The 18721-nt window shown below is 64.5% G+C and carries 18 protein-coding genes and 1 riboswitch; of the genes, 9 read left to right on the forward strand and 9 right to left on the reverse strand.

Features of this window, described 5'->3' with window-relative positions; genetic code table 11:
- Nucleotides 1-77 precede the first annotated feature (77 nt).
- From thiE to P3T18_RS34880, 4 genes are all read right to left on the reverse strand, one after another.
- Complete coding sequence (thiE, locus tag P3T18_RS34865) at nucleotides 78-1181, reverse strand: thiamine phosphate synthase (protein ID WP_429304538.1); 1104 nt, start codon at nucleotides 1179-1181, stop codon at nucleotides 78-80.
- Nucleotides 1178-1993: a thiazole synthase gene (locus P3T18_RS34870; RefSeq protein ID WP_429304539.1), complete on the reverse strand. Its 816-nt coding sequence runs from the start codon at nucleotides 1991-1993 to the stop codon at nucleotides 1178-1180. Before P3T18_RS34870 ends, thiE begins: the two co-directional genes overlap by 4 nt.
- Nucleotides 1994-2047: 54 nt before the next feature.
- Nucleotides 2048-2245 (reverse strand): sulfur carrier protein ThiS, encoded by a 198-nt coding sequence (gene thiS / locus P3T18_RS34875; RefSeq protein ID WP_006052269.1) that lies wholly within the window; start codon nucleotides 2243-2245, stop codon nucleotides 2048-2050.
- Nucleotides 2246-2315: 70 nt separating this feature from the next.
- On the reverse strand, nucleotides 2316-3446 hold the full coding sequence (locus tag P3T18_RS34880) for an FAD-dependent oxidoreductase (protein ID WP_429304540.1): 1131 nt from the start codon (nucleotides 3444-3446) through the stop codon (nucleotides 2316-2318).
- A 205-nt stretch (nucleotides 3447-3651) separates the two neighbouring features.
- A riboswitch (TPP riboswitch) is annotated at nucleotides 3652-3776 on the reverse strand.
- 278 nt (nucleotides 3777-4054) lie between these two features.
- On the opposite strand from P3T18_RS34880, the gene P3T18_RS34885 reads away from it, so the two are divergent.
- The 5 genes from P3T18_RS34885 to P3T18_RS34905 all read left to right on the forward strand — a co-directional run bounded on the left by P3T18_RS34885 (nucleotide 4055) and on the right by P3T18_RS34905 (nucleotide 8753).
- Nucleotides 4055-5809 (forward strand): ABC transporter ATP-binding protein/permease, encoded by a 1755-nt coding sequence (locus tag P3T18_RS34885; RefSeq protein WP_429304541.1) that lies wholly within the window; start codon nucleotides 4055-4057, stop codon nucleotides 5807-5809.
- Nucleotides 5806-6579 carry an SDR family NAD(P)-dependent oxidoreductase gene (locus P3T18_RS34890; RefSeq protein WP_429304542.1) on the forward strand — a complete coding sequence of 258 codons (774 nt, stop codon included), beginning with the start codon at nucleotides 5806-5808 and terminating at the stop codon, nucleotides 6577-6579. The genes P3T18_RS34885 and P3T18_RS34890 overlap by 4 nt, the downstream gene beginning before the upstream one ends.
- A 183-nt stretch (nucleotides 6580-6762) precedes the next feature.
- Nucleotides 6763-7224 (forward strand): hypothetical protein, encoded by a 462-nt coding sequence (locus P3T18_RS34895; protein ID WP_429304543.1) that lies wholly within the window; start codon nucleotides 6763-6765, stop codon nucleotides 7222-7224.
- A gap of 58 nt (nucleotides 7225-7282) precedes the next feature.
- Nucleotides 7283-7924: a hypothetical protein gene (locus P3T18_RS34900; RefSeq protein ID WP_429304544.1), complete on the forward strand. Its 642-nt coding sequence runs from the start codon at nucleotides 7283-7285 to the stop codon at nucleotides 7922-7924.
- A 91-nt stretch (nucleotides 7925-8015) separates the two neighbouring features.
- Nucleotides 8016-8753: a response regulator gene (locus P3T18_RS34905; protein ID WP_429304545.1), complete on the forward strand. Its 738-nt coding sequence runs from the start codon at nucleotides 8016-8018 to the stop codon at nucleotides 8751-8753.
- A 57-nt stretch (nucleotides 8754-8810) separates the two neighbouring features.
- Here P3T18_RS34905 and P3T18_RS34910 read toward each other — a convergent pair whose 3' ends face one another.
- The 3 genes from P3T18_RS34910 to P3T18_RS34920 all read right to left on the reverse strand — a co-directional run bounded on the left by P3T18_RS34910 (nucleotide 8811) and on the right by P3T18_RS34920 (nucleotide 10440).
- Nucleotides 8811-9482 (reverse strand): flagellar basal body L-ring protein FlgH, encoded by a 672-nt coding sequence (locus P3T18_RS34910; RefSeq protein WP_429304546.1) that lies wholly within the window; start codon nucleotides 9480-9482, stop codon nucleotides 8811-8813.
- A gap of 76 nt (nucleotides 9483-9558) precedes the next feature.
- Complete coding sequence (locus tag P3T18_RS34915; protein ID WP_429304547.1) at nucleotides 9559-10269, reverse strand: hypothetical protein; 711 nt, start codon at nucleotides 10267-10269, stop codon at nucleotides 9559-9561.
- A 3-nt stretch (nucleotides 10270-10272) separates the two neighbouring features.
- Nucleotides 10273-10440 (reverse strand): DUF6726 family protein, encoded by a 168-nt coding sequence (locus P3T18_RS34920; RefSeq protein ID WP_429304588.1) that lies wholly within the window; start codon nucleotides 10438-10440, stop codon nucleotides 10273-10275.
- A gap of 637 nt (nucleotides 10441-11077) precedes the next feature.
- Here P3T18_RS34920 and P3T18_RS34925 point away from each other — a divergent pair.
- Together P3T18_RS34925 and P3T18_RS34930 are read left to right on the forward strand one after the other, a co-directional pair.
- Nucleotides 11078-11818, forward strand: coding sequence for a response regulator (locus P3T18_RS34925; RefSeq protein ID WP_429304548.1), 741 nt, complete (start codon nucleotides 11078-11080; stop codon nucleotides 11816-11818).
- Nucleotides 11815-13095, forward strand: coding sequence for an ATP-binding protein (locus P3T18_RS34930; protein ID WP_429304549.1), 1281 nt, complete (start codon nucleotides 11815-11817; stop codon nucleotides 13093-13095). The genes P3T18_RS34925 and P3T18_RS34930 overlap by 4 nt, the downstream gene beginning before the upstream one ends.
- A 194-nt stretch (nucleotides 13096-13289) precedes the next feature.
- Here P3T18_RS34930 and P3T18_RS34935 read toward each other — a convergent pair whose 3' ends face one another.
- Complete coding sequence (locus tag P3T18_RS34935; RefSeq protein WP_429304550.1) at nucleotides 13290-14213, reverse strand: tyrosine-protein phosphatase; 924 nt, start codon at nucleotides 14211-14213, stop codon at nucleotides 13290-13292.
- Between the two features lie 331 nt (nucleotides 14214-14544).
- Here P3T18_RS34935 and P3T18_RS34940 point away from each other — a divergent pair, with 331 nt between their 5' ends.
- Nucleotides 14545-15804: an MFS transporter gene (locus P3T18_RS34940; protein WP_429304551.1), complete on the forward strand. Its 1260-nt coding sequence runs from the start codon at nucleotides 14545-14547 to the stop codon at nucleotides 15802-15804.
- Nucleotides 15805-15821: 17 nt separating this feature from the next.
- Nucleotides 15822-17087 (forward strand): D-amino acid dehydrogenase, encoded by a 1266-nt coding sequence (locus P3T18_RS34945; RefSeq protein ID WP_429304552.1) that lies wholly within the window; start codon nucleotides 15822-15824, stop codon nucleotides 17085-17087.
- Nucleotides 17088-17228: 141 nt separating this feature from the next.
- Here P3T18_RS34945 and P3T18_RS34950 read toward each other — a convergent pair whose 3' ends face one another.
- Nucleotides 17229-18698, reverse strand: coding sequence for a glutamate synthase subunit beta (locus P3T18_RS34950; protein WP_429304553.1), 1470 nt, complete (start codon nucleotides 18696-18698; stop codon nucleotides 17229-17231).
- Between the last annotated feature and the right edge of the window lie 23 nt (nucleotides 18699-18721).

Below are 18721 nucleotides of genomic sequence, written 5' to 3' on the forward strand. Positions count from 1 at the left end.
TACACGGAAGGCCGAATTATAGGGCCATCATGCAAAAGTTGCCGTGGAGAGCCCCGTCCCTTAAACGTACCTGACGATTATTGCGTAAACGCATGTTGCAGTGCGGAAACCGCGCCGGCCGGATCGGCCGCCTCGGTCACCGCCCGCACCACCGCCGCGCAGCCGACGCCGGTCGCCAGCACGTCCGGCAGCACCTGCAAGTCGATCCCGCCAATTGCCACCATCGGCACGACGCCGTCGAGCAATCGCACGTAGCGTGCCAGACGCTTCAGGCCCTGCGGCGCGGTCGGCATGACCTTCGTGGTGGTCGGGAACACCGCGCCCAGAGCAATGTAACTGGGACGGAAATGCAGCGCGGTCAGAATCTCGTAGAAACCGTGCGTCGACAATCCGAGCCGGACGCCACCCGCGGCCAGCGCGTGCAGATCGGCCGTGTGCACGTCTTCCTGACCAAGATGGACGCCGTACGCGCCCGCTTCCAGCGCTGCCTGCCAGTGATCGTTGATGAATACCTGCGCGTCGTGCGCGCGGCCCGCCGCCACGCAACGGGCGATTTCGCGCTTCAGCTCGTCGGCCGGTTCCGCCGATTTGCGACGCAACTGCACCGTTTTCACCCCAAAGCCCACCACCCGCTCGACCCACTCCGCCGTCGGCAGCACCGGATACAGGCCCAGACGGTCGGGACAGCGCGCGAACGCCTGCGCAGGCGCATCCGGCAAGCCGGCGACGCGCGGAAAGTGCGCGATATCGTGCGGAAAAGCGTCGTCGCCACGGATTTCATCGCCATCGCGCCAGGCGAGCGCCAGCACCAGCGCGTCGTGCGGATCGAAACCGCAGTCGAGGAAGGCCGCCAGCGCGGGAATCCAGTCTTCCGCGAGTTGTCCTTCCAGACGGTATTTCTCGCCGCCCAGATGCAGGACGGCCGTGCCCTGCGCCGCCACGATCACCCCGGCGCCCTGCACCAGCCAGCGCGCCACCTGCTCGCCGTGCTGCTGCGCGTCGGCAATCACGATCAGATCGCCGCCGTTCGGCTCGTCCGGTGCGGTCAGGCAGATGCGCCACGGCGCGTGGGTCGGCGGCCAGTCGCCGAGGACCGCGCGGATACGCTCGGCGGCTTCGGTGAGTTCATCCGCGGGTGGCCAGAAGAGATCACGGCCGGTCAAAGGCAAAGTCTGTGTCATGCAGCGCTCCCGTCTTGATGCCAGAACGGCATGCCGACCACCGGCGTGCTCGCGTGCGCGCTTTCGCGCTCGGCCATCGGCCCCGCCAGAAAAGCCTGGCGGCCCGCTTCGACACCCAGCGCAAAAGCGCGCGCCATGGCTTCCGGATGCGTCGCCTGCGACACCGCGGTGTTCAGCAGCACGCCGTCGAAGCCCCACTCCATCACCTGCGCCGCGTGCGACGGCACGCCGAGCCCGGCGTCGACGATCAGCGGCACGTCGGGCAGCCGTTCACGCAATACGCGCAAGCCGTACGGGTTGATGACGCCCTTGCCGGTGCCGATCGGCGCACCCCACGGCATCAGCGCCTCGCAACCGGCATCCAGCAGACGACGGCCGATCACCAGATCTTCGGTGCAATACGGCAAAACCTTGAAGCCGTCCTTGACCAGTTGCGCGGCCGCTTCGATCAGCCCGACCGGATCGGGTTGCAAGGTGTAGTCGTCGCCGATCAGTTCCAGCTTGATCCAGTCGGTGTCGAAAATTTCGCGCGCCATGTGCGCGGTCGTGACGGCCTCGCCGACCGTCAGGCAGCCGGCCGTATTGGGCAGCAGCGGCACCGCGTGACGCTTGAGCAGGTCGAAAAAGCCGGCTTCGGCGCCGCCTTCGTTCATCTGACGGCGCAGCGCGACGGTGACCATGCCGGGGCGGGCGGCGTCGATCGAATCCGACAGCGACTGCAGCGACGGATAGCGCGACGTACCGAGCAGCACGCGGCTCGCGAAAGTCTGGCCGTACAGCGTGAGCGCGTCGGCGGGTTGGGGGGAAGTCATTTGCATAATCCTTTTGTCTCCGGCAATCCGGCAAGCGGACCGGGACGGCTCGATTCAGCCGCCGGCCACGGGTTGCACGACGTCGAGCTTGTCGCCCGGCTGAAGCGCGCGCGCCGCATGCTGCGTGCGCGCGACGAAATCGCCGTTCAGCGCGACCGCGAACGGCGGACGCGCGCCGTATGCGGCAAGCGCATCGGCAACCGTCGCGCCCTCGGGCAACGACAACGGCTTCTGATTGATATGAATGTCCATGGTGTTTCGAATACAGTTCAAACGATAACGAAAGTGGCGCTGCAAGCCCGCGCGAAAAAACGCGCAACGCTCATGCCGGCTCTCGCGTGGAGTCCAGCTGGAACAGCTCGTTCCAGCGCGCGACGCGTTGCCAGTCGCAAAACGCGTCGGCGTCGGCAATGCGGCCGTCGAGCAGCGCCGCCGCGAAACGCACGGCTTCGTCGGCCACTTCGGGCGCGATCATATAGCCGTGCCGGTACAGGCCATTCACGCGCAACGTATGCGCGCCATCCCAGATCAGAGCCGGACGGTGATCCGGCAAGGTGGGGCGGCACTGCGAGTTCAGCTCGAGAATGCGAGCCTCGCCGAAGCCCGGATGCACGGAAAACGCCGCGCTCAGCAGTTCGAGCGCCGAGCGCACGCTGACCGGCGACATATCCTCGCCTTCGACTTCGGTTGCGCCGATCACATAGAGATCGTCCTGCTTCGGCGCGATGTACAGCGGATAACGTGGATGCAGCAGACGCACCGGACGCGTGAGCCGGATGCCCGGCGCGTGCACGCGCGCCACCTCGCCGCGAATGCCGCGCAGCGTCGGCATGACGGGCTTCGCGCCGAGCCCGCGGCAGTCGATCACGACGCGTGCCTCGGGCAGCGCGCGATCGTCCACGGACGTATTCCAGTGCGTGTCGACGCCGCGTTCGGCCAGTCCCGCCGCCAGCGCGGCAAGCACCTGACGGTTATCAAGCTGGCCTTCGCGCGGCAACAGCCAGCCCTGGTTGAAGCGGCCCGCCAGAGCCGGTTCGGCGGCGCCGACCTGCGCGCCGGCCAACGTCTGAAAACCGCCGTCCAGCAGATCGTCCGGCGCGTTCGAGCGAACCCGCCGTTCGAACAGCGGCGCCTCGGTGCGGTCGGCGTGATGCCACACGACCAGCGTGCCGTTGCGCTGGAAGAAAACCGGTTCGGGCAAGTCGGCGAGAATGGTTGGCCAGGTGTCGAGCGACGTCGCGCCCAGCCGCGTGATCAGCAACTCGGCGCTGGCGGCTTCCGCGAGCGGCGCGAGCATCGCGGCGGCCACCCAGGCGGCCGCTTGCGAACCAGCGGCGTCGCCACGCTCGTACAGCGCCACGCGATGCCCTTCGCCGGCCAGACGCCAGGCGACGAGCCGGCCGCACAGACCGCCGCCGAGCACCGCAAAATCAGGTCGCGCGGGACGATTCATCGCGCACGCTCCGCGAACGGCACGAACGAAGACACGCCGGATAAAAACCGGCGAAGAGCAGAAGACATGTGTGAAGAATAAGCGGTCATCGAGTCCTTTCCGTACGGCCAGAAAACGCACGTACCCAGGACGAAACCGGCGGGTGAGACCGGCCGGACAACACGGGCGTTCATGGATGAACGCCGCCCGGCGGGGTATGGAAGACGGGTTGCTTCCGGAAACTTCCCGCGCCGGTATTACCCGGATCGGGTGCAAAGGGTCTCTCTCAGCCTCGCTGCCGCGGCATGGACATCCACGCTGCCGGCGTGCAAAGCACCCCTGTTTCGTCGAAGGTCATTAGACCATAAAAGCCGCGGCGCCCGCAAACCGGGGGACCATACGAAGGAGCGCGAAGCCGCGCCGGACTGATCCGGCACCATCTTTCGGCGCGCTAATACGGCTGGCGGCGGCGCTCTGGCACAATGCCACGAAGCAATGCCAATGACGTACGGCGTCGGGCTCGAGCCTTCTGGCGCAAATTAATTTTCGCTTAAGGGCTTCACGCCAGAATCGGACGCTTGCCCCAGATGGGCCAGCCCGCGCAGGGCCAGCACTACTTCAGGATGCTCATGACACCGAATACCACCGCTTCCAGCCCCGCGCTGCCGCCAGACGAAAAAGTCTCCGCGTGGAGTCTGATCAAACCTTACTGGGTTTCCGAAGAGCGCAAAGTTGCCTGGGCGCTGCTCGTCGCGATCATCGTGATGAATCTGCTCGTCGTGTGGATCAACGTGCGCCTGAACCGCTGGAGCGCCGACTTCTACAACGCGCTGCAAACCAAAAATATTCACGACTTCCCGCATCTGCTCATGGTGTTCTCCGGACTCGCGTTCGGCTACATCATCCTCGCGGTGTACGGACGGTATCTGCGACAGATGCTTGGCTTCCGCTGGCGCCAATGGCTGACCACGCGCTACCTGAACGAATGGCTGCACGACAGCGCCTTCTACCGCATCGAGCGCGACCGTCTCACGGACAACCCCGACCAGCGGATCAGCGACGACCTGCAATCGTTCGCCACCACCACGCTCTCGCTCACGCTCGACCTGCTCTCCACGGTCGTGACGCTGGTGTCGTTCATCACGATCCTGTGGTCGCTCGCCGGCGCGCTCACCATCACGCTCGGCGGCACACCGCTGCAGATTCCCGGCTACATGGTGTGGGCAGCGGCGCTTTACGCCGTGGTCGGTTCGCTCATCATCCAGAAAGTCGGCCATCCGCTCGTGCCGATCAACTACCAGGCGCAGAAGGTCGAGGCGGATTTCCGTTTCGGGCTGATCCGTCTGCGTGAAAACGCCGAACAGATCGCCTTCTACAACGGCATGGAAACCGAGAAGACGAACGCACACTCGTTGTTCGGCCGCATCCGCGACAACTGGTGGCAGGTGATGAAGTACACCAAGCGGCTCACGTTCGTCCTGAGCTTCTATGGTCAGATCGCCATCATCTTCCCGCTCGTGGTCGCCGCGCCGCGTTATTTCGCCGGCGCCTTCACGTTCGGTGTGCTGATGCAGATCTCGCAGGCATTCGGCACGGTCAGCGATTCGTTCTCGTGGTTCATCAATAGTTACGGCACGTTGGTCGAATGGCGCGCTACAGTGAACCGGTTGCGCGAATTCAAGCGCATCGTGCATGCACCGCGTCTGAAGGAATCGGTGTCGCCGGCTACCGCTCACGGCGGCATCAACCTGCATTTCGTCGACGCCGACAAGCTCACCACCGAAGGCCTCAAGCTCGCGCTGCCGAACGGCAATCCGCTGTCGCGCATCCGCGATATCGCAATCCAGCCGGGCTCGCGCTGGCTGGTGCGCGGTCCGTCCGGTTCGGGCAAGAGCACGCTGATGCGCGCGCTCGCGGGTCTCTGGCCATTCGGCGACGGCTCGATCGACGCGCCGGTCAACGCGCGCATGATGTTCATCCCGCAAGTGAGCTACATGCCGATCGGCACGCTGAAAGCCGCGCTCGCCTATCCGTCCGCGGCCGACACCTACAGCGACGAAGAGTGCCGCGAAGCGCTCGTGACCTGCCATCTGTCGGAATACGCGGATCGCCTGCAGGAATCCGGACACTGGACGCGCATCCTTTCGCCGGGCGAACAGCAACGCCTCGCCGGCGCGCGCGTTCTGCTGCACAAGCCCGATTACCTGTTCCTCGACGAAGCCACGAGTGCGCTCGACGCCGAGAACGAGGCGCGCCTCTATCACCTCTTCACCGAACGCCTGCCGAAGGCGGCGATCGTGAGCGTTGCGCACCGCGAATCGCTCGCGGCGTTCCATGGCGACACGCTCGACGTCGAGCGCGCGAGCCAGCCCGTCGCGGCATGAGCACGGCGCCGCACGATCGCGTCGTACTGATTACCGGCGCCGGCTCGGGCATCGGTGCAGCGCTTGCCCGGCGCATCGCCGCGCCGCGCACCGCGCTGATGCTGCACGCGCGCGGCGCCGACGAAGCCTCCCGCGCGCGCCTCGCACAGGTTGCCACCGACTGCACCGCGAACGGCGCCGATTGCGCCACCGTGTTCGGCGACCTCGCGCAACGCGGCGCAACCGACCAGGTCATCGAACAAACGCTGGCCCGCTTCGGCACGCTCGATCAGCTGGTTGCCAACGCGGGCCACGCCCAACGTCAAGCGCTCGAAACACTTGACGCCGACACCTTCAGCGAAGCCTTCGCCGCCATGCCGGCCGCCTTTGCCGCGCTGGTCAAAGCCGCAACGCCTTCCCTGAAAACATCGCAGCGCGGTCGCGTGATCGCACTCAGTTCGTTCGTCGCGCACCGCTATCGCGCCGACACGCCGTTCGCCGCCACGGCTGCCGTGAAAGCCGCCGTCGAGTCGCTCGCCCGAACGGCCGCGGCCGAACTCGCGCCGCATGGCGTCGCGGTCAATTGCGTCGCACCGGGCTACACGCGTAAAGATCGCGGACCCAGTGCCGATAATGCATCGGTGTGGACTCGCGCCGCCGAAGCGACTCCCCTCGGCCACGTCGCCGAACCCGCGGACATCGCGGCACTGATCGCCTTTCTGCTGTCCGACGAAGCGCGCCACATCACCGGTCAGGTGATACATATCGACGGCGGCCTGACGCTCGGCTGAAAGATCTGGTCGCACTCGGCGGCAAATCGCAACATCCGGAAATACGCGTGAAGAGTTAGAAAGCACTTGCGAAGCGGCTAAGCTGTTCCCCGCTTTGAAAATGCGCTGTAGCAGCGACGATTGTCGTGCGGGCCCTACCCCCTCGTGGTCCGCATGTCATTCACTGCTACTGGACTCTCGCCCATGTCATTCGATCGCCGCTCCCAAGCTCTGGCCCAGCGTCCCGCGCTCGCTTTCGGCGCAGCGCTGCTGCTCTCCGGCACAGCTTACGCCGCACAGATTTCTCAAGTCGCCGAACCCGCGGACGTGTGTCCCGCGTTGAAGCACATCGTCGACGCACCCGACTTCAAGCAACTGCATACGCAGTCCGCCGCGCAACTGCCGGGTGTCTCGGCCGCCGACGACTGCCGCGCCAACGCTCACTCGTATGACTGCCACTGGCGCGCGCACTGGCAAGCCGACGGCGTGGTCAACGATCCGCTGGAAGAATTCGGCGCCGATATCGCGGCCTGCTTTCCGAACGTCGTGCACGACGTCAACACGCCGACGCGTCAGCACTTCATCGTGACCAGCGCCGACCGACGCGTGAACGTCACGGCAAGCGTGCAAGGCCAGAACGAATTGCGCCTGCGCGTCACGCGCTGAGCGTGAGCCGCACCGCCGTTCCGAGCCGCACTCCTTTATCGCCACCAGGCACCGCATCATGATCTTCACGCCGAGCTTGCGCGCTTGCACCTTGACGCGAGTCCCACGGGCAGCGTGGACCATGTTGCGGCGTCCGTGCGCGTGGTTCGGCGCGTGCGCCACCATGGCGCTCGGCCTGAACGGCTGCGCGTGGACGCTGATCTCGGCGGCCGACGCAACCGGTTCCGTGATTCAGGCCGGTTACGCCATCGCGGCCAACTATTCTTCGCCGACCTTCGTGAACGGACGCCCTGCCGATCTGCGGCACGTCTGCATCGAAGTGAATCAGGCGGTGTCGATCGGCGACTTCGTGCCGGCACTGCAGATCGCGCTCGACCGGCGCGGCGTTCGTTCGGACGTCTACAATCCGGGCACCTCGCCGGCCGGTTGCGAAGCGCGGCTCGTGTACAACGCCGCCATCGACTACGGCCGTCGCGCGTTCAGCGACGAGTCGATCCAGTATCTGTCGATCATCGACCTCACGCTGATCCAGCACGGCCGCATTCTGGTGACGGCGCGCTATCAGACCGGCGGCCTGAACACCGACCGCTTTTCCAGCGCGTCGACCAAGCTCGACGGTCTGATCGCGAAGATGGTCGTCGACCAGACGGATTTCGCGCGGCAGTCGATGCAGTCCATCCAGACCTCGCAGGCAAACTAGGGGCACAGCACGCTTGCTTTCTCTTACGCGAGAAAGGATTGGAAAGCGTGACCCGCTTTGCTCCGCCCGCGCGGGTCACTAAGATGGCCTGATGAACCAATCTATTCTGGTCGTCGACGACGACCCCGTCGTACGTGAGCTCGTCAGCGAATATCTGCAAGGGCGCGGCTTCAAGGTCACCACGCTCGAACACGGTATGGCGTTGCAGCGCAAGTTGCAGGACGAACGTCCGGCGCTGATCGTGCTCGACATCATGATGCCGGAGCTCGACGGCATCAGCGCGCTGCGCGCCTTGCGCGTGGCCGGCGACGATATTCCCGTCATTCTGCTGACCGCGCGCGCCGATCCGATCGACCGCGTGATCGGCCTCGAACTCGGCGCCGACGACTATCTCGGCAAACCTTTCGAACCGAGCGAACTGGTCGCGCGTATCCGCACTGTGTTGCGCCGGCGCGGCACGATTGCGCCGAGTGCGCCGGAGCAGCGCGCGCCGTATCGTTTCGGCCGCTTCGAGGTCAATTTTCCCGCGCGCGAATTGCGCCGCGACGGCGAACGCATCACGCTGCGCTCCAGCGAATTCGCCATGCTGAAAGTGTTCGTCACACACGCGATGACCGTGCTGACGCGCGCGCAATTGCTGGAAAAACTGCACGGCAATAGCGAGGTGCATCGCAACCGCAGTCTGGATGTGTCGATCTGGCGTTTGCGCCGGCTAATCGAAGTCGATCCGTCGGAACCGCGTTACGTGCAAACGGTGTGGGGCCGCGGCTATGTGTTCGTGCCGGACGGTGAAATCGGCGCGGCCGAGCGCAGCACGCCGTTGTCGTGAGATTCCGGCAACGGGAGGCGCGTACCGAACACAGCGCGCGCCGCCGTTGCCGCTGCATCAGAACGTCAGCACGCTCATGAACATGCGTTGCAGCCAGCCCAGGGTGGTGGCATCCGACACCATGCCGACGCCGGCCTGTTCGATGCGCGCATTCGCGACCTTGCTCGACGCGACGTAATTGCCTGCTTCGATGTCCTTCGGATTCACGATCCCCGAGAGCCGCAAACGGTCGCGGTTGCCGCTCATCGAAATCACCTTTTCACCCGACACCACCAGGTTGCCTGTCGACATCGTGCCGATCACGGTCACGGCGAGCGTGCCGCTCATGCCGCTGACGTCGGTGAGATTGCCCTGCCCTTTGTAATCGGTGCTGGCCGATCCCACGTTGAAGAGACGCGCCAGACGCGCCGCGGCATTGGTCGAATGATCGGCGGCGTCGGCGGTGATGCTGCTTGCACGGCTCGCGGCTGCGGTGGCGCTGTTGTTGCCGCTATACGATTCCGACAGACGGATCGTCAGCACGTCGCCGATATGCTGGGCGTGCGGCGTTTCGTAGAGCAGCAGCGGCATGCCGGCCTGATAGATCGCGCCTTGCGTGTTGACGTTCAAAGGCGCCGACTCGAGCGGCGGCGCCATCGGCGTATTGACGATCGAGGCTTGCTGGTTGCTCGCGCAAGCCGCGAGACAGGCCGCCGCGCCCAGCGCGACACAAAGACGTAGCGCAGTCATGCGTGCTCCTTGGCCACTGCGGCCAGATGTAAAACGGGGCTTGGCGGCCACTTCGAACGAACGGCGCGTGATGGCCTCAACCTGCTTCGGCACCGCTCGCCTCCCATTGCCGAACGACCGACTTCACCCAGGCATCCGAGCCTTTCAGCAGATACGTGAGCGTGCCGTTGCGCGTGCCCGGCAGGAAACACAACGTGATCGAACTGACCGCGTTTTCCCACACGTAGACCGGCATCGCGTTCGACGTCGACACATGCTGCGTCACCATGCGCGGCGTGCCATAACGGTCTGCCAGTGCGTCGCGCAGATCCTCGGCGGTGACTTCGTCGATCACGAAAGAAATCTCGTACAAACGCAGCGCGCTCTGGCCGTCCACACGCGCAAAACGCAGCACGTGTTCCTGCGACGGAGCGCCATCCACGACGGCCTGCGAGAGCTGCCAGCCGTCGTCGCCGCGATGTGCCCAGCGGCATGCCACCGTCAGGCTGTCGCGCGACTTCAGACGCATGCCGAGCGCGCCGGCCTGCACGTCCGTCTCGCAGACCGGCACGCTGCCGAGCGGCGTCGCGCGCACGGTCGAGCCCGAACGGAACTCGTCGAGCGTGGTGCCGAGCGCGATGCCGCGAAACGCGTACGGCGTCTCCTGCGCACGCTTGCGGGCGTCGGCGGCGTTCTTCGCCGCGGCGCTCGCTGCAACCGCTTCACGCGCAACAGGTTGTGCATGCGCGCTCGATAACAACGCGCCGCCCAGCAAGGCCAACGCGCAGGCAATCCGTTTGGGTGTCATGATTCAGTCGATCGCGGATGAACACATGTCGAACGGGGTGGCCGCGGCATGGCCGACGACCGGGATGATTTTCAGCGTTGCCGAGGTCAACCGGCACGGCAGTGCGGCAACGGCGCAGCCGCCGAGCGGCAGCAGCGCCGCGCCGAGCGTCAACCACGCAGCGAGACGGATGAAGCGGTCAATTTTTCTGGGGGTCGACACACGGGCCTCGATCGATCAGGCTGTCGTGTTGACGTGATGGCCTAGCATTCCGCTGGGCAACGAGGGCAACGGCTGGGAGCCCGACTCGCGAGCTGGCGTCGTGCCCGACGCGTTGTTCGACGTAGCAGGCCTTTCCACCGGCTGCGCAGGCGCCAGCGATGAGAAACGGGTTGAACTGAGATTGCTTGGGACGGTCATGATGAGCCTCGCGTGGCGCTAGGTTTTCGATTTCACGCCGCCTGCCGTGGGCCCAAGGCGTTAGGCTGTTTCGACATGCGGCGCAACGTACTGCACGACGAATCATCACGCTGGGCAGGTTCGAGCGATGCACGAAGAAAAGCGCGCTTTTCAGCGGTTCTTACGACCCGTTCCGACGCGTTCCAAGAGATTCCGACATCGCGCAAAATCTTTCATCGGAGGAATTTAAGCCGTGCGAAATGGTTTTCGGGGCATGGCGCGGAGGCTTGTCCGTCGTACCGTTGAAATATGGCGTGAGCCTTTACCGGCGGGCCTTACACGCACGCGGAGACGGCTTGCCTTGCACTACGTAAGCGTTGGTAAGAAAACACTAAGCCGCGCGCTGCACGCCTCGGTCTAGAATTTCGTCATGAATCCACAGGTCCTTATCGTCGACGACGATCCGGTCGTACGCGATCTGCTATGCAAGTTTCTGCAATCGAACGGCTTCGACGCGTCAGTGCTGCATGACGGCACCCATTTGCAACGGCGGCTCGAACGCGAGCGGCCTTCCGTCGTCGTGCTCGACATCATGATGCCGAACACCGACGGCCTGCGCGCGCTCACCGCGCTGCGCGCCGCCGGCGACGACATTCCGGTGATCTTCGTGACCGCGCGCGGCACGGTGGCCGATCGCATCGTCGGGCTGTCGCTCGGCGCGGACGACTACCTCACCAAGCCGTTCGATCCGCGAGAATTGCTGGCGCGCATCCACACGGTTCTGCGCCGCCGCGGGCCGTCCACCACGAGCGCGCCGGAAGCCCGCAAGCCCTATCGTTTCGGGCCGTTCGAACTCGACTTCGCCACGCGTTCGCTGTCGCGCGACAACTCGAAACTGCCGCTGCGCGACAGTGAGTTCGCGCTCCTGAAGATCTTCGTCAACAATCCGTACAAGGTGCTGTCGCGCGTGCTGATTCACGATCTCGTGCATCGCGACAACCTCGCCTTCCGCGACCGCAGTCTCGACGTGCCGATCTGGCGCCTGCGCCGCGTGATCGAAGACGACCCGTCCAATCCCTGCTACGTGCAAACGGTGCGCGGCAAAGGCTACGTGTTCGTACCCGACGCCGATGGCGCACCCTTCGCCGGCGAGAGCGTCCCAGGCGCATGAAAAACCCGCTGAACACGTTGTTCGGCAGAATGGCGTTGCTTTCGACGGTCGTGTTGTTCGCAATTCAGGCCGGCTGGTTCGTACTGGTGGTGATGCAACCGCCGCGTCATGAGATCGACGGTTTTGCGCGCGGTCTGCTGCTGGTGCTGCAGGCCGTCAACGGCGAGCCGATGAAGGGCGCCGCACTCGCGCCTGCCATGCGCGTGCATCTCGTGCCTACCTGGAACATGCCTGCGAGCGTGCATCTGCATGCGCCGGACCAACGTCCGCTGATGCACCTGAGCCAGCATCTGCGCGAAAACCTGCCGCCCGGCACCCAGATCGCCGTCGACGACATGCGTCCGCCGCAACTGTGGGTGCTGTTTCCCGGCAAACCGAACTGGGTAGTCGTGCCGGTGGACGTGCCGCCGCCCCCGCGCTTCCTGATCGAATCCATCTCGATGCTGCTCGCGTCGCTGATTCTTTCGCTGTTCGCTGTCTGGCAGATGCAACGGCCGCTGTCGCGCGTCGCCGACGCCGCTCGCGCATTCGGGTCGGGCGGCCGGCCCGAGCCGGTCAACGAACAGGGGCCGCGCGAACTGCGCGATCTGATCGGCTCCTTCAACGACATGATGCGGCGTCTGAACGAAGCCGGCGACGACCAGGCGGTGATGCTGGCCGGCGTCGCGCACGATCTGAAAGCGCCGCTTACGCGCCTGAAGTTGCGCGCCAGCGTGCTGGTGGCGGAGAACGAGCGCGCGGGACTGATCCGCGACGTCGATTCGCTCACCAATATCGTTCAGCAGTTCCTGGAGTTCGCCGGGCAGTCCGCCGACGCCGGACCGCCGGTCGAAGTGGACGATTTCCTGCAGGAGCAGTTCTCCGCAACCGACAGCGCCGAAGCGCCGCTCTTCACGCTGAACCTGCATGCAGGGCCGTCGTTCAGGCTGCCGCGCACCCTGCTCGACCGGCTCGTCACGAACCTCGTCGACAATGCGCTGGAACACGGCTCGGCGCCGGTTGATATCGGCACCGAGCGCCACGACCGGCATTGGATCATCAGCGTGCGCGATCACGGCCCCGGCATTCCCGACGACCGCATCGCAGCCGCGATGAAGCCCTTCGTCCGGCTCGATGCCGCGCGCGGCGGCGAAGGTCACTGCGGTCTTGGTCTGGCGATCGTCGCGCGGCTCGCGCATGATCGCGGCGGCCGTTGCCACGTGCGCAATCACGCGCAGGGCGGTCTGGAAGTGCGGATCGAATTGCCGGTCACGCCGGCGTTGAGTCGGGATAACTGAACGGGAAGAAGCGGCATTCGCGGTATTAAAGGCGGCCACTTACGCGCCCTTACTGGATCGCCTCACACGAGCGTCGCGGCTTTATAGTCGCCACCGGCAACCTCGATGCCGCCCTTCTCTGTCCGCCCAGCTGTGTTGGGGCGGACTTTTTTTTGCCTAAGCGCTTGCGAGACGGCACGCGCCCAGCGCCCGCATCATCCGACCAGCCGGTCGCGCAAGGTGTCGATGGTTTCCTGCGCGAGCCCGAGGCCCTTGGTCAGATAGTTTTCCATGGTGCCGTAGCTCGACTGCACCTGATCGAATCCCGCCTGAAGATAACTTTCCTGCACGCCGAGCAAGGGCGCCTGAGTCGTCGCGATCGCGTCGCCGTCCTGGGCGCGCAATGTATCGAGCTGCGCCTTGATCGTCGGTGCCGAATAGACGTTGCTCAACAGGTAGTCCTGCATGATGACGTCGAGCGGCACGTTTGCAATGCTCAAAAGCAGCGCCGCGACCCAGCCGGTCCGGTCCTTGCCGGCGTTCGAATGAAACAGCTGGGCGCCCGGCCCCTCGGCAAGCCGCTTGAGCAGCGCACCGAAGGCGGCACGTTGCACGCCGCCGTTGACGTAGCCGCGCGCCTGGCCTTCGAGGAAGCCGTTCGCCGCGCCAGCGGTGTCGAACATCGGCGTCGTGGCGTCGAGCGTGCCGAGCACGTTGAAAGTCTGCGAGGTGGCGCCGGCCGGCAGCAAGTCCGCCGTGCGCGCGACTTCGCCCGGCGTGCGCAGGTCGTACACCGAAACAATGCCGAGTTTGTCGACCACGGCCTGATCTTGCGCGCTGAAGGTCAGCACGTTCGAGCGATAGAACACCCCTCGACGCATCTGCTTGCCGTCGACAGTCGGATAACCTGCCGCCGCGCCCGCCACATCACGGAAATTATTCACCGACGCGAGACGCGGTGTTTCCGGCAGGTCGCTGCCGACGCTGCCGCCGCACGCGGACAACAGCGAGCCGCCGACACCGGAGAGCAGCAACACGCTCGCCGACGACTTCAGGAACGCACGGCGCGAATGCAGCGCCCGCACTGGCGTGCTCGCGATGCGGCGGGACTGCGAGCAGGAAATGGCGTGAGCGGACATTGAATGTGGATAGCGCGGGCGTGAGTTGTCTGTTGCAGCTTGGTCACTGCGGGCGCAGTTTAACGGCGATCAATAGTCTTTGGGTTACACGGTAGTAGTTGGTAAGGAAACCCAATCGCGGGTCACGCTCGCCTGGCGGGCAGGCATGGCCGCCGGCGACTGACCCGCCTTTCACGTCTGATTTCCCGGTCTTGTCTTCTCTTTTCGGTTTATTACCGCAGCCGTCATTTTTGAACCCGGCTGGTCCTCGCGCGGTTCATCCCCGTAGAATACAAAGACCCAACAAAACGAGCCGCCGCAGGCAGCCAGCTCCTGGAGAACACAAAAAAACATGGCTTCTCTCCAATGGTTCACTGAATTGACGCAGCGCGAACGCCGCACCCTGTATGCCGGTTTCGGCGGCTATGCGGTCGATGCCTTCGACTTCATGATTTACTCGTTCCTGATTCCCACGCTCATCGCGACGTGGGGCATGACGAAAAGCGAAGCCGGCATGATCGCCACCAGTTCGCTGATCTCGTCGGCGATAGGCGGCTGGCTCGCAGGCATTCTGGCCGACCGCTACGGCCGCGTTCGCGTGCTGCAATGGACCATCGCCACCTTCGCGATCTTCACCTGCCTGTCGGGCTTCACGCATTCGTTCTGGCAACTGCTCACCACGCGAACCTTGCAAGGCATTGGGTTCGGCGGTGAGTGGTCGGTGGTGACGATCATGATGGCGGAGACGATCCGCTCGCCGCAGCATCGCGCGAAGGCGGTCGGCACCGTGCAGAGCAGCTGGTCGTTCGGCTGGGCGGCGGCGGCGATCATCTACTGGGCGTTTTTCGCGCTGCTGCCGGAACAGTACGCGTGGCGCGCGTGCTTCTGGATCGGCCTGCTGCCGGCGGCATGGATCATCTACATCCGCCGCAATGTGAGCGACCCGGAAATCTTTCTGGAGACACGCCGCGCGCGCGAAAGCGGTGTCGATACCTCGCACTTCCTGCAGATTTTTTCCTTCCCTTACCTGAAGACCACGCTGCTCGGCAGCGCGCTGTGCACCGGCATGCTCGGCGGTTACTACGCCATCACGACGTGGCTGCCTACCTATCTGAAGACCGTACGGCATCTCTCCGTGTTCAACACGAGCGGTTATCTGATCGTGCTGATCGTGGGCTCGTTCACGGGCTATATCGTCGGCGCGATTCTGTGCGACAGGATTGGCCGGCGCGCCTCGTTCGTGCTGTTTGCGATCGGCTCGTTCGTGCTCGGCATGGTCTACACCATGCTGCCCATCACCGACGGCATGATGCTCGCACTTGGCTTTCCACTCGGCATCGTCGTGCAGGGTATTTTCGCCGGCGTCGGCGCTTATCTGTCGGAGCTGTATCCCAATGCGATACGCGGCTCAGGACAAGGTTTCTGCTACAACCTCGGGCGCGGACTCGGCTCGTTCTTTCCGATTCTGGTCGGTACACTGTCGCAAACCATGACGCTCGTTAAGGCGATGGGCATCGTGGCAGGTACGGGCTACCTGCTCGTGATCGTCGCTGCGTTGTGTCTGCCGGAAACCCGGGGCAAAGTGCTGGGCGCAAGCCAGCCCACCGCTTGAAAGTGCAGTAGAACCACATGAATACGATTGTTCTCGGCGGCGGTGTGATCGGCGTCGCCACGGCGTTTTATCTGCGCTCGCAAGGCTGCGACGTTACCGTGATCGAGCGCGAACCCGACGTCGCGCTGTCCACGAGTTTCGGCAATGCCGGCGTGATCGCACCGGGTTACGTCACGCCATGGGCCGCGCCCGGCATGCCGGCCAAGATTTTCAAGTATCTGTTCAAGCCGGCGTCGCCGCTGATCTTCCGCCCGACCCTCGATCCGGCTCAATGGCGCTGGATTGCGCGCTGGCTGCGCGAATGCGACCTCGAAAGATTTCGCGCCAACAAGCAGCGCATGCAGCGTATCGCGTACTACAGCCGCGACTGTCTGCACGAGTTTCGCAGCCGTCATCCGTTCGATTACGGTCGCAGTCAGGGCTATCTGCAACTGTTCCGCAGCGAGTACGACGTCGAACTCGCGCAGCCCGCGCTCGCCGTGTTGCGCGACGCCGGCATCGCGCACCGTGAAGTGAGCGCGGCACAATGCGTCGAAATCGAACCGGGTTTGCGCTGGGCGAATCAGGCGCCGCTTTCCGGACTCTATCTTCCCGACGACGAAGCCGGCGACTGCGCGCGCTTCACGCGTGAATTGCGCGCAATCTGCGAGCGCAACGGTGTCCGGTTCCGCTTCGATACGCGCGTGACGTCGCTCGACGTACGAGGCGGCGCCGTGCACGGCGTGCATCTCGACAGCGACCGCGGCGCCGAGACACTGCCCGCCGACGCGGTAGTGGTGGCGCTGGGCGTGGATAGCGCCGCGCTGCTCGCGCCGCTCGGCATCAAAGTGCCGCTCTATCCGGTCAAAGGCTATTCGGCCACCTTGCCCGTCACCGACGAAGAAAAAGCGCCGCAGGCAGCGCTAATGGACGAGTCGCTCAAAACGGCGATCACGCGCTTCGGCAACAATCTGCGCATTGCCGGCACGGCAGAACTCGGCAACCGGCAGACCACGTTGCGCGAACAGGCCTTGCAAACGCTGATGAAGGTGCTCAAAGACTGGTTTCCGCACGCCGCCAATCCGACCTCGGCGCACTTCTGGGTCGGCCGGCGGCCGATGACGCCCGACGGCGCGCCGCTGCTTGGGCCGTCCGGCATCGAGAGGCTGTGGCTGAATCTCGGACACGGTTCGACGGGTTGGGCGATGTCGATGGGCTCGGGACGTGTCGTCGCGGATCTGATTACGCACCACAAGCCGGAAATCGATCTCGACGGCCTGACCCTGGCGCGCTATTGCAAGTAAGCCGAGTACGCTCGAAAGGGCACGCGCAGAAAACAGAAAAGCCGGGCAACCCTTGCGGGTGCCCGGCTTTTTTTGCGTCGGTTCAGCTTCGGTTTCGCCCGACGCATGGTCGGGCACGAATGCTTGATGCTGCTTGACGGCTTAGCGCGGCAGTTCCGAATGACCCATCAGGAACGCATCGACCGAACGTGCGCACTGACGGCCTTCGCGGATCGCCCACACCACCAGCGACTGGCCGCGACGCATGTCGCCCGCCGTGAAGACCTTGTCCACCGAGGTGTAGTAGGCCTTGTCGCCTTCGGTCGCGGCGCGCACGTTGCCACGCGCGTCCTTGTCGACGCCGAACGCTTCGAGCACCGGCGAAACCGGCTGCGTGAAACCCATGGCGAGCAGAACCAGATCGGCCTTCATTTCGAATTCCGAATTCGGCACTTCCTGCATCTTGCCGTCCTTCCATTCGACGCGCGCCGCGATCAGCTTCTCGATCTTGCCGTTCTTGCCTTCGAGACGCTTGGTCGCCACCGCCCAATCGCGCTCGCAGCCTTCGTCGTGCGACGAGGACGTGCGCAGCTTGATCGGCCAGTACGGCCACACGAGCGGCTTGTTTTCTTCTTCCGGCGGTTGCGGCAACAGTTCGAACTGGGTGACGCTCTTCGCGCCGTGACGGTTCGACGTACCCACGCAGTCCGAACCCGTGTCGCCGCCACCGATCACGACCACGTGCTTGCCCTTGGCGAGCAGCTGGTTCGCGACCTTGTCGCCGGCGTTGACCTTGTTTTGTTGCGGCAGGAATTCCATCGCGTAATGGATGCCTTCCAGCTCGCGGCCCGGCACCGGCAGATCGCGCGGCGTTTCCGAACCGCCGGCCACGACCACGGCGTCGAACTGTTCTTTCAGTTCGGCCGGCGTGATGGTTTCCTTCGCCGTGTTGCCGATCCAGACCGGCAGCGAGCCTTCCTTGCCGACGAACACGTTCGCGCGGAACGTCACGCCTTCGGCTTCCATCTGACGCATGCGGCGGTCGATCAGCCACTTCTCCAGTTTGAAGTCGGGAATGCCGTAACGCAGCAGGCCGCCGATGCGGTCGTTCTTCTCGAACACGGTGACATCGTGCCCCGCGCGCGCGAGTTGCTGCGCGACGGCGAGACCCGCGGGGCCCGAACCGACCACGGCGACTTTCTTGCCGGTCTTGTGCTTCGGCGGCTGCGGTGCAACCCAGCCTTCGGCCCAGGCTTTGTCGATGATCGCGTGTTCAATCGACTTGATGCCGACCGGGTCGTTGTTGATGCCGAGCGTACAGGCCGCTTCGCACGGTGCCGGGCAGATGCGGCCCGTGAACTCGGGGAAGTTGTTCGTGGAGTGCAACACCTCGATCGCGTTCTTCCAGTCCTGATGGAACACCAGGTCGTTGAAGTCCGGGATGATGTTGTTCACCGGGCAGCCGTTGTTGCAGAACGGAATGCCGCAGTCCATGCAACGTGCGCCTTGAATCTTCGCTTCGTCATCGGTCAGTGCCGCGACGAATTCCTTGTAGTGCTTCACACGCGTGAGCGGAGCTTCGTACGCCTCGTGACGGCGTTCGAACTCGAGAAAACCGGTTGCCTTGCCCATGTGGTTCTCTTCTCTATCTGTAT

The organism is Paraburkholderia sp. GAS199, from assembly GCF_050436585.1.
Lineage (GTDB): Bacteria > Pseudomonadota > Gammaproteobacteria > Burkholderiales > Burkholderiaceae > Paraburkholderia.

Excerpts from the sequence above, each read along its gene's own strand:
- thiE (WP_429304538.1), bottom strand. The coding sequence starts at position 1,181 with ATGACACAGACTTTGCCTTTGACCGGCCGTGATCTCTTCTGGCCACCC.
- P3T18_RS34870 (WP_429304539.1), bottom strand. The coding sequence starts at position 1,993 with ATGACTTCCCCCCAACCCGCCGACGCGCTCACGCTGTACGGCCAGACT.
- thiS (WP_006052269.1), bottom strand. The coding sequence starts at position 2,245 with ATGGACATTCATATCAATCAGAAGCCGTTGTCGTTGCCCGAGGGCGCG.
- P3T18_RS34880 (WP_429304540.1), bottom strand. The coding sequence starts at position 3,446 with ATGAATCGTCCCGCGCGACCTGATTTTGCGGTGCTCGGCGGCGGTCTG.
- P3T18_RS34885 (WP_429304541.1), top strand. The coding sequence starts at position 4,055 with ATGACACCGAATACCACCGCTTCCAGCCCCGCGCTGCCGCCAGACGAA.
- P3T18_RS34890 (WP_429304542.1), top strand. The coding sequence starts at position 5,806 with ATGAGCACGGCGCCGCACGATCGCGTCGTACTGATTACCGGCGCCGGC.
- P3T18_RS34895 (WP_429304543.1), top strand. The coding sequence starts at position 6,763 with ATGTCATTCGATCGCCGCTCCCAAGCTCTGGCCCAGCGTCCCGCGCTC.
- P3T18_RS34900 (WP_429304544.1), top strand. The coding sequence starts at position 7,283 with ATGATCTTCACGCCGAGCTTGCGCGCTTGCACCTTGACGCGAGTCCCA.
- P3T18_RS34905 (WP_429304545.1), top strand. The coding sequence starts at position 8,016 with ATGAACCAATCTATTCTGGTCGTCGACGACGACCCCGTCGTACGTGAG.
- P3T18_RS34910 (WP_429304546.1), bottom strand. The coding sequence starts at position 9,482 with ATGACTGCGCTACGTCTTTGTGTCGCGCTGGGCGCGGCGGCCTGTCTC.
- P3T18_RS34915 (WP_429304547.1), bottom strand. The coding sequence starts at position 10,269 with ATGACACCCAAACGGATTGCCTGCGCGTTGGCCTTGCTGGGCGGCGCG.
- P3T18_RS34925 (WP_429304548.1), top strand. The coding sequence starts at position 11,078 with ATGAATCCACAGGTCCTTATCGTCGACGACGATCCGGTCGTACGCGAT.
- P3T18_RS34930 (WP_429304549.1), top strand. The coding sequence starts at position 11,815 with ATGAAAAACCCGCTGAACACGTTGTTCGGCAGAATGGCGTTGCTTTCG.
- P3T18_RS34935 (WP_429304550.1), bottom strand. The coding sequence starts at position 14,213 with ATGTCCGCTCACGCCATTTCCTGCTCGCAGTCCCGCCGCATCGCGAGC.
- P3T18_RS34940 (WP_429304551.1), top strand. The coding sequence starts at position 14,545 with ATGGCTTCTCTCCAATGGTTCACTGAATTGACGCAGCGCGAACGCCGC.
- P3T18_RS34945 (WP_429304552.1), top strand. The coding sequence starts at position 15,822 with ATGAATACGATTGTTCTCGGCGGCGGTGTGATCGGCGTCGCCACGGCG.
- P3T18_RS34950 (WP_429304553.1), bottom strand. The coding sequence starts at position 18,698 with ATGGGCAAGGCAACCGGTTTTCTCGAGTTCGAACGCCGTCACGAGGCG.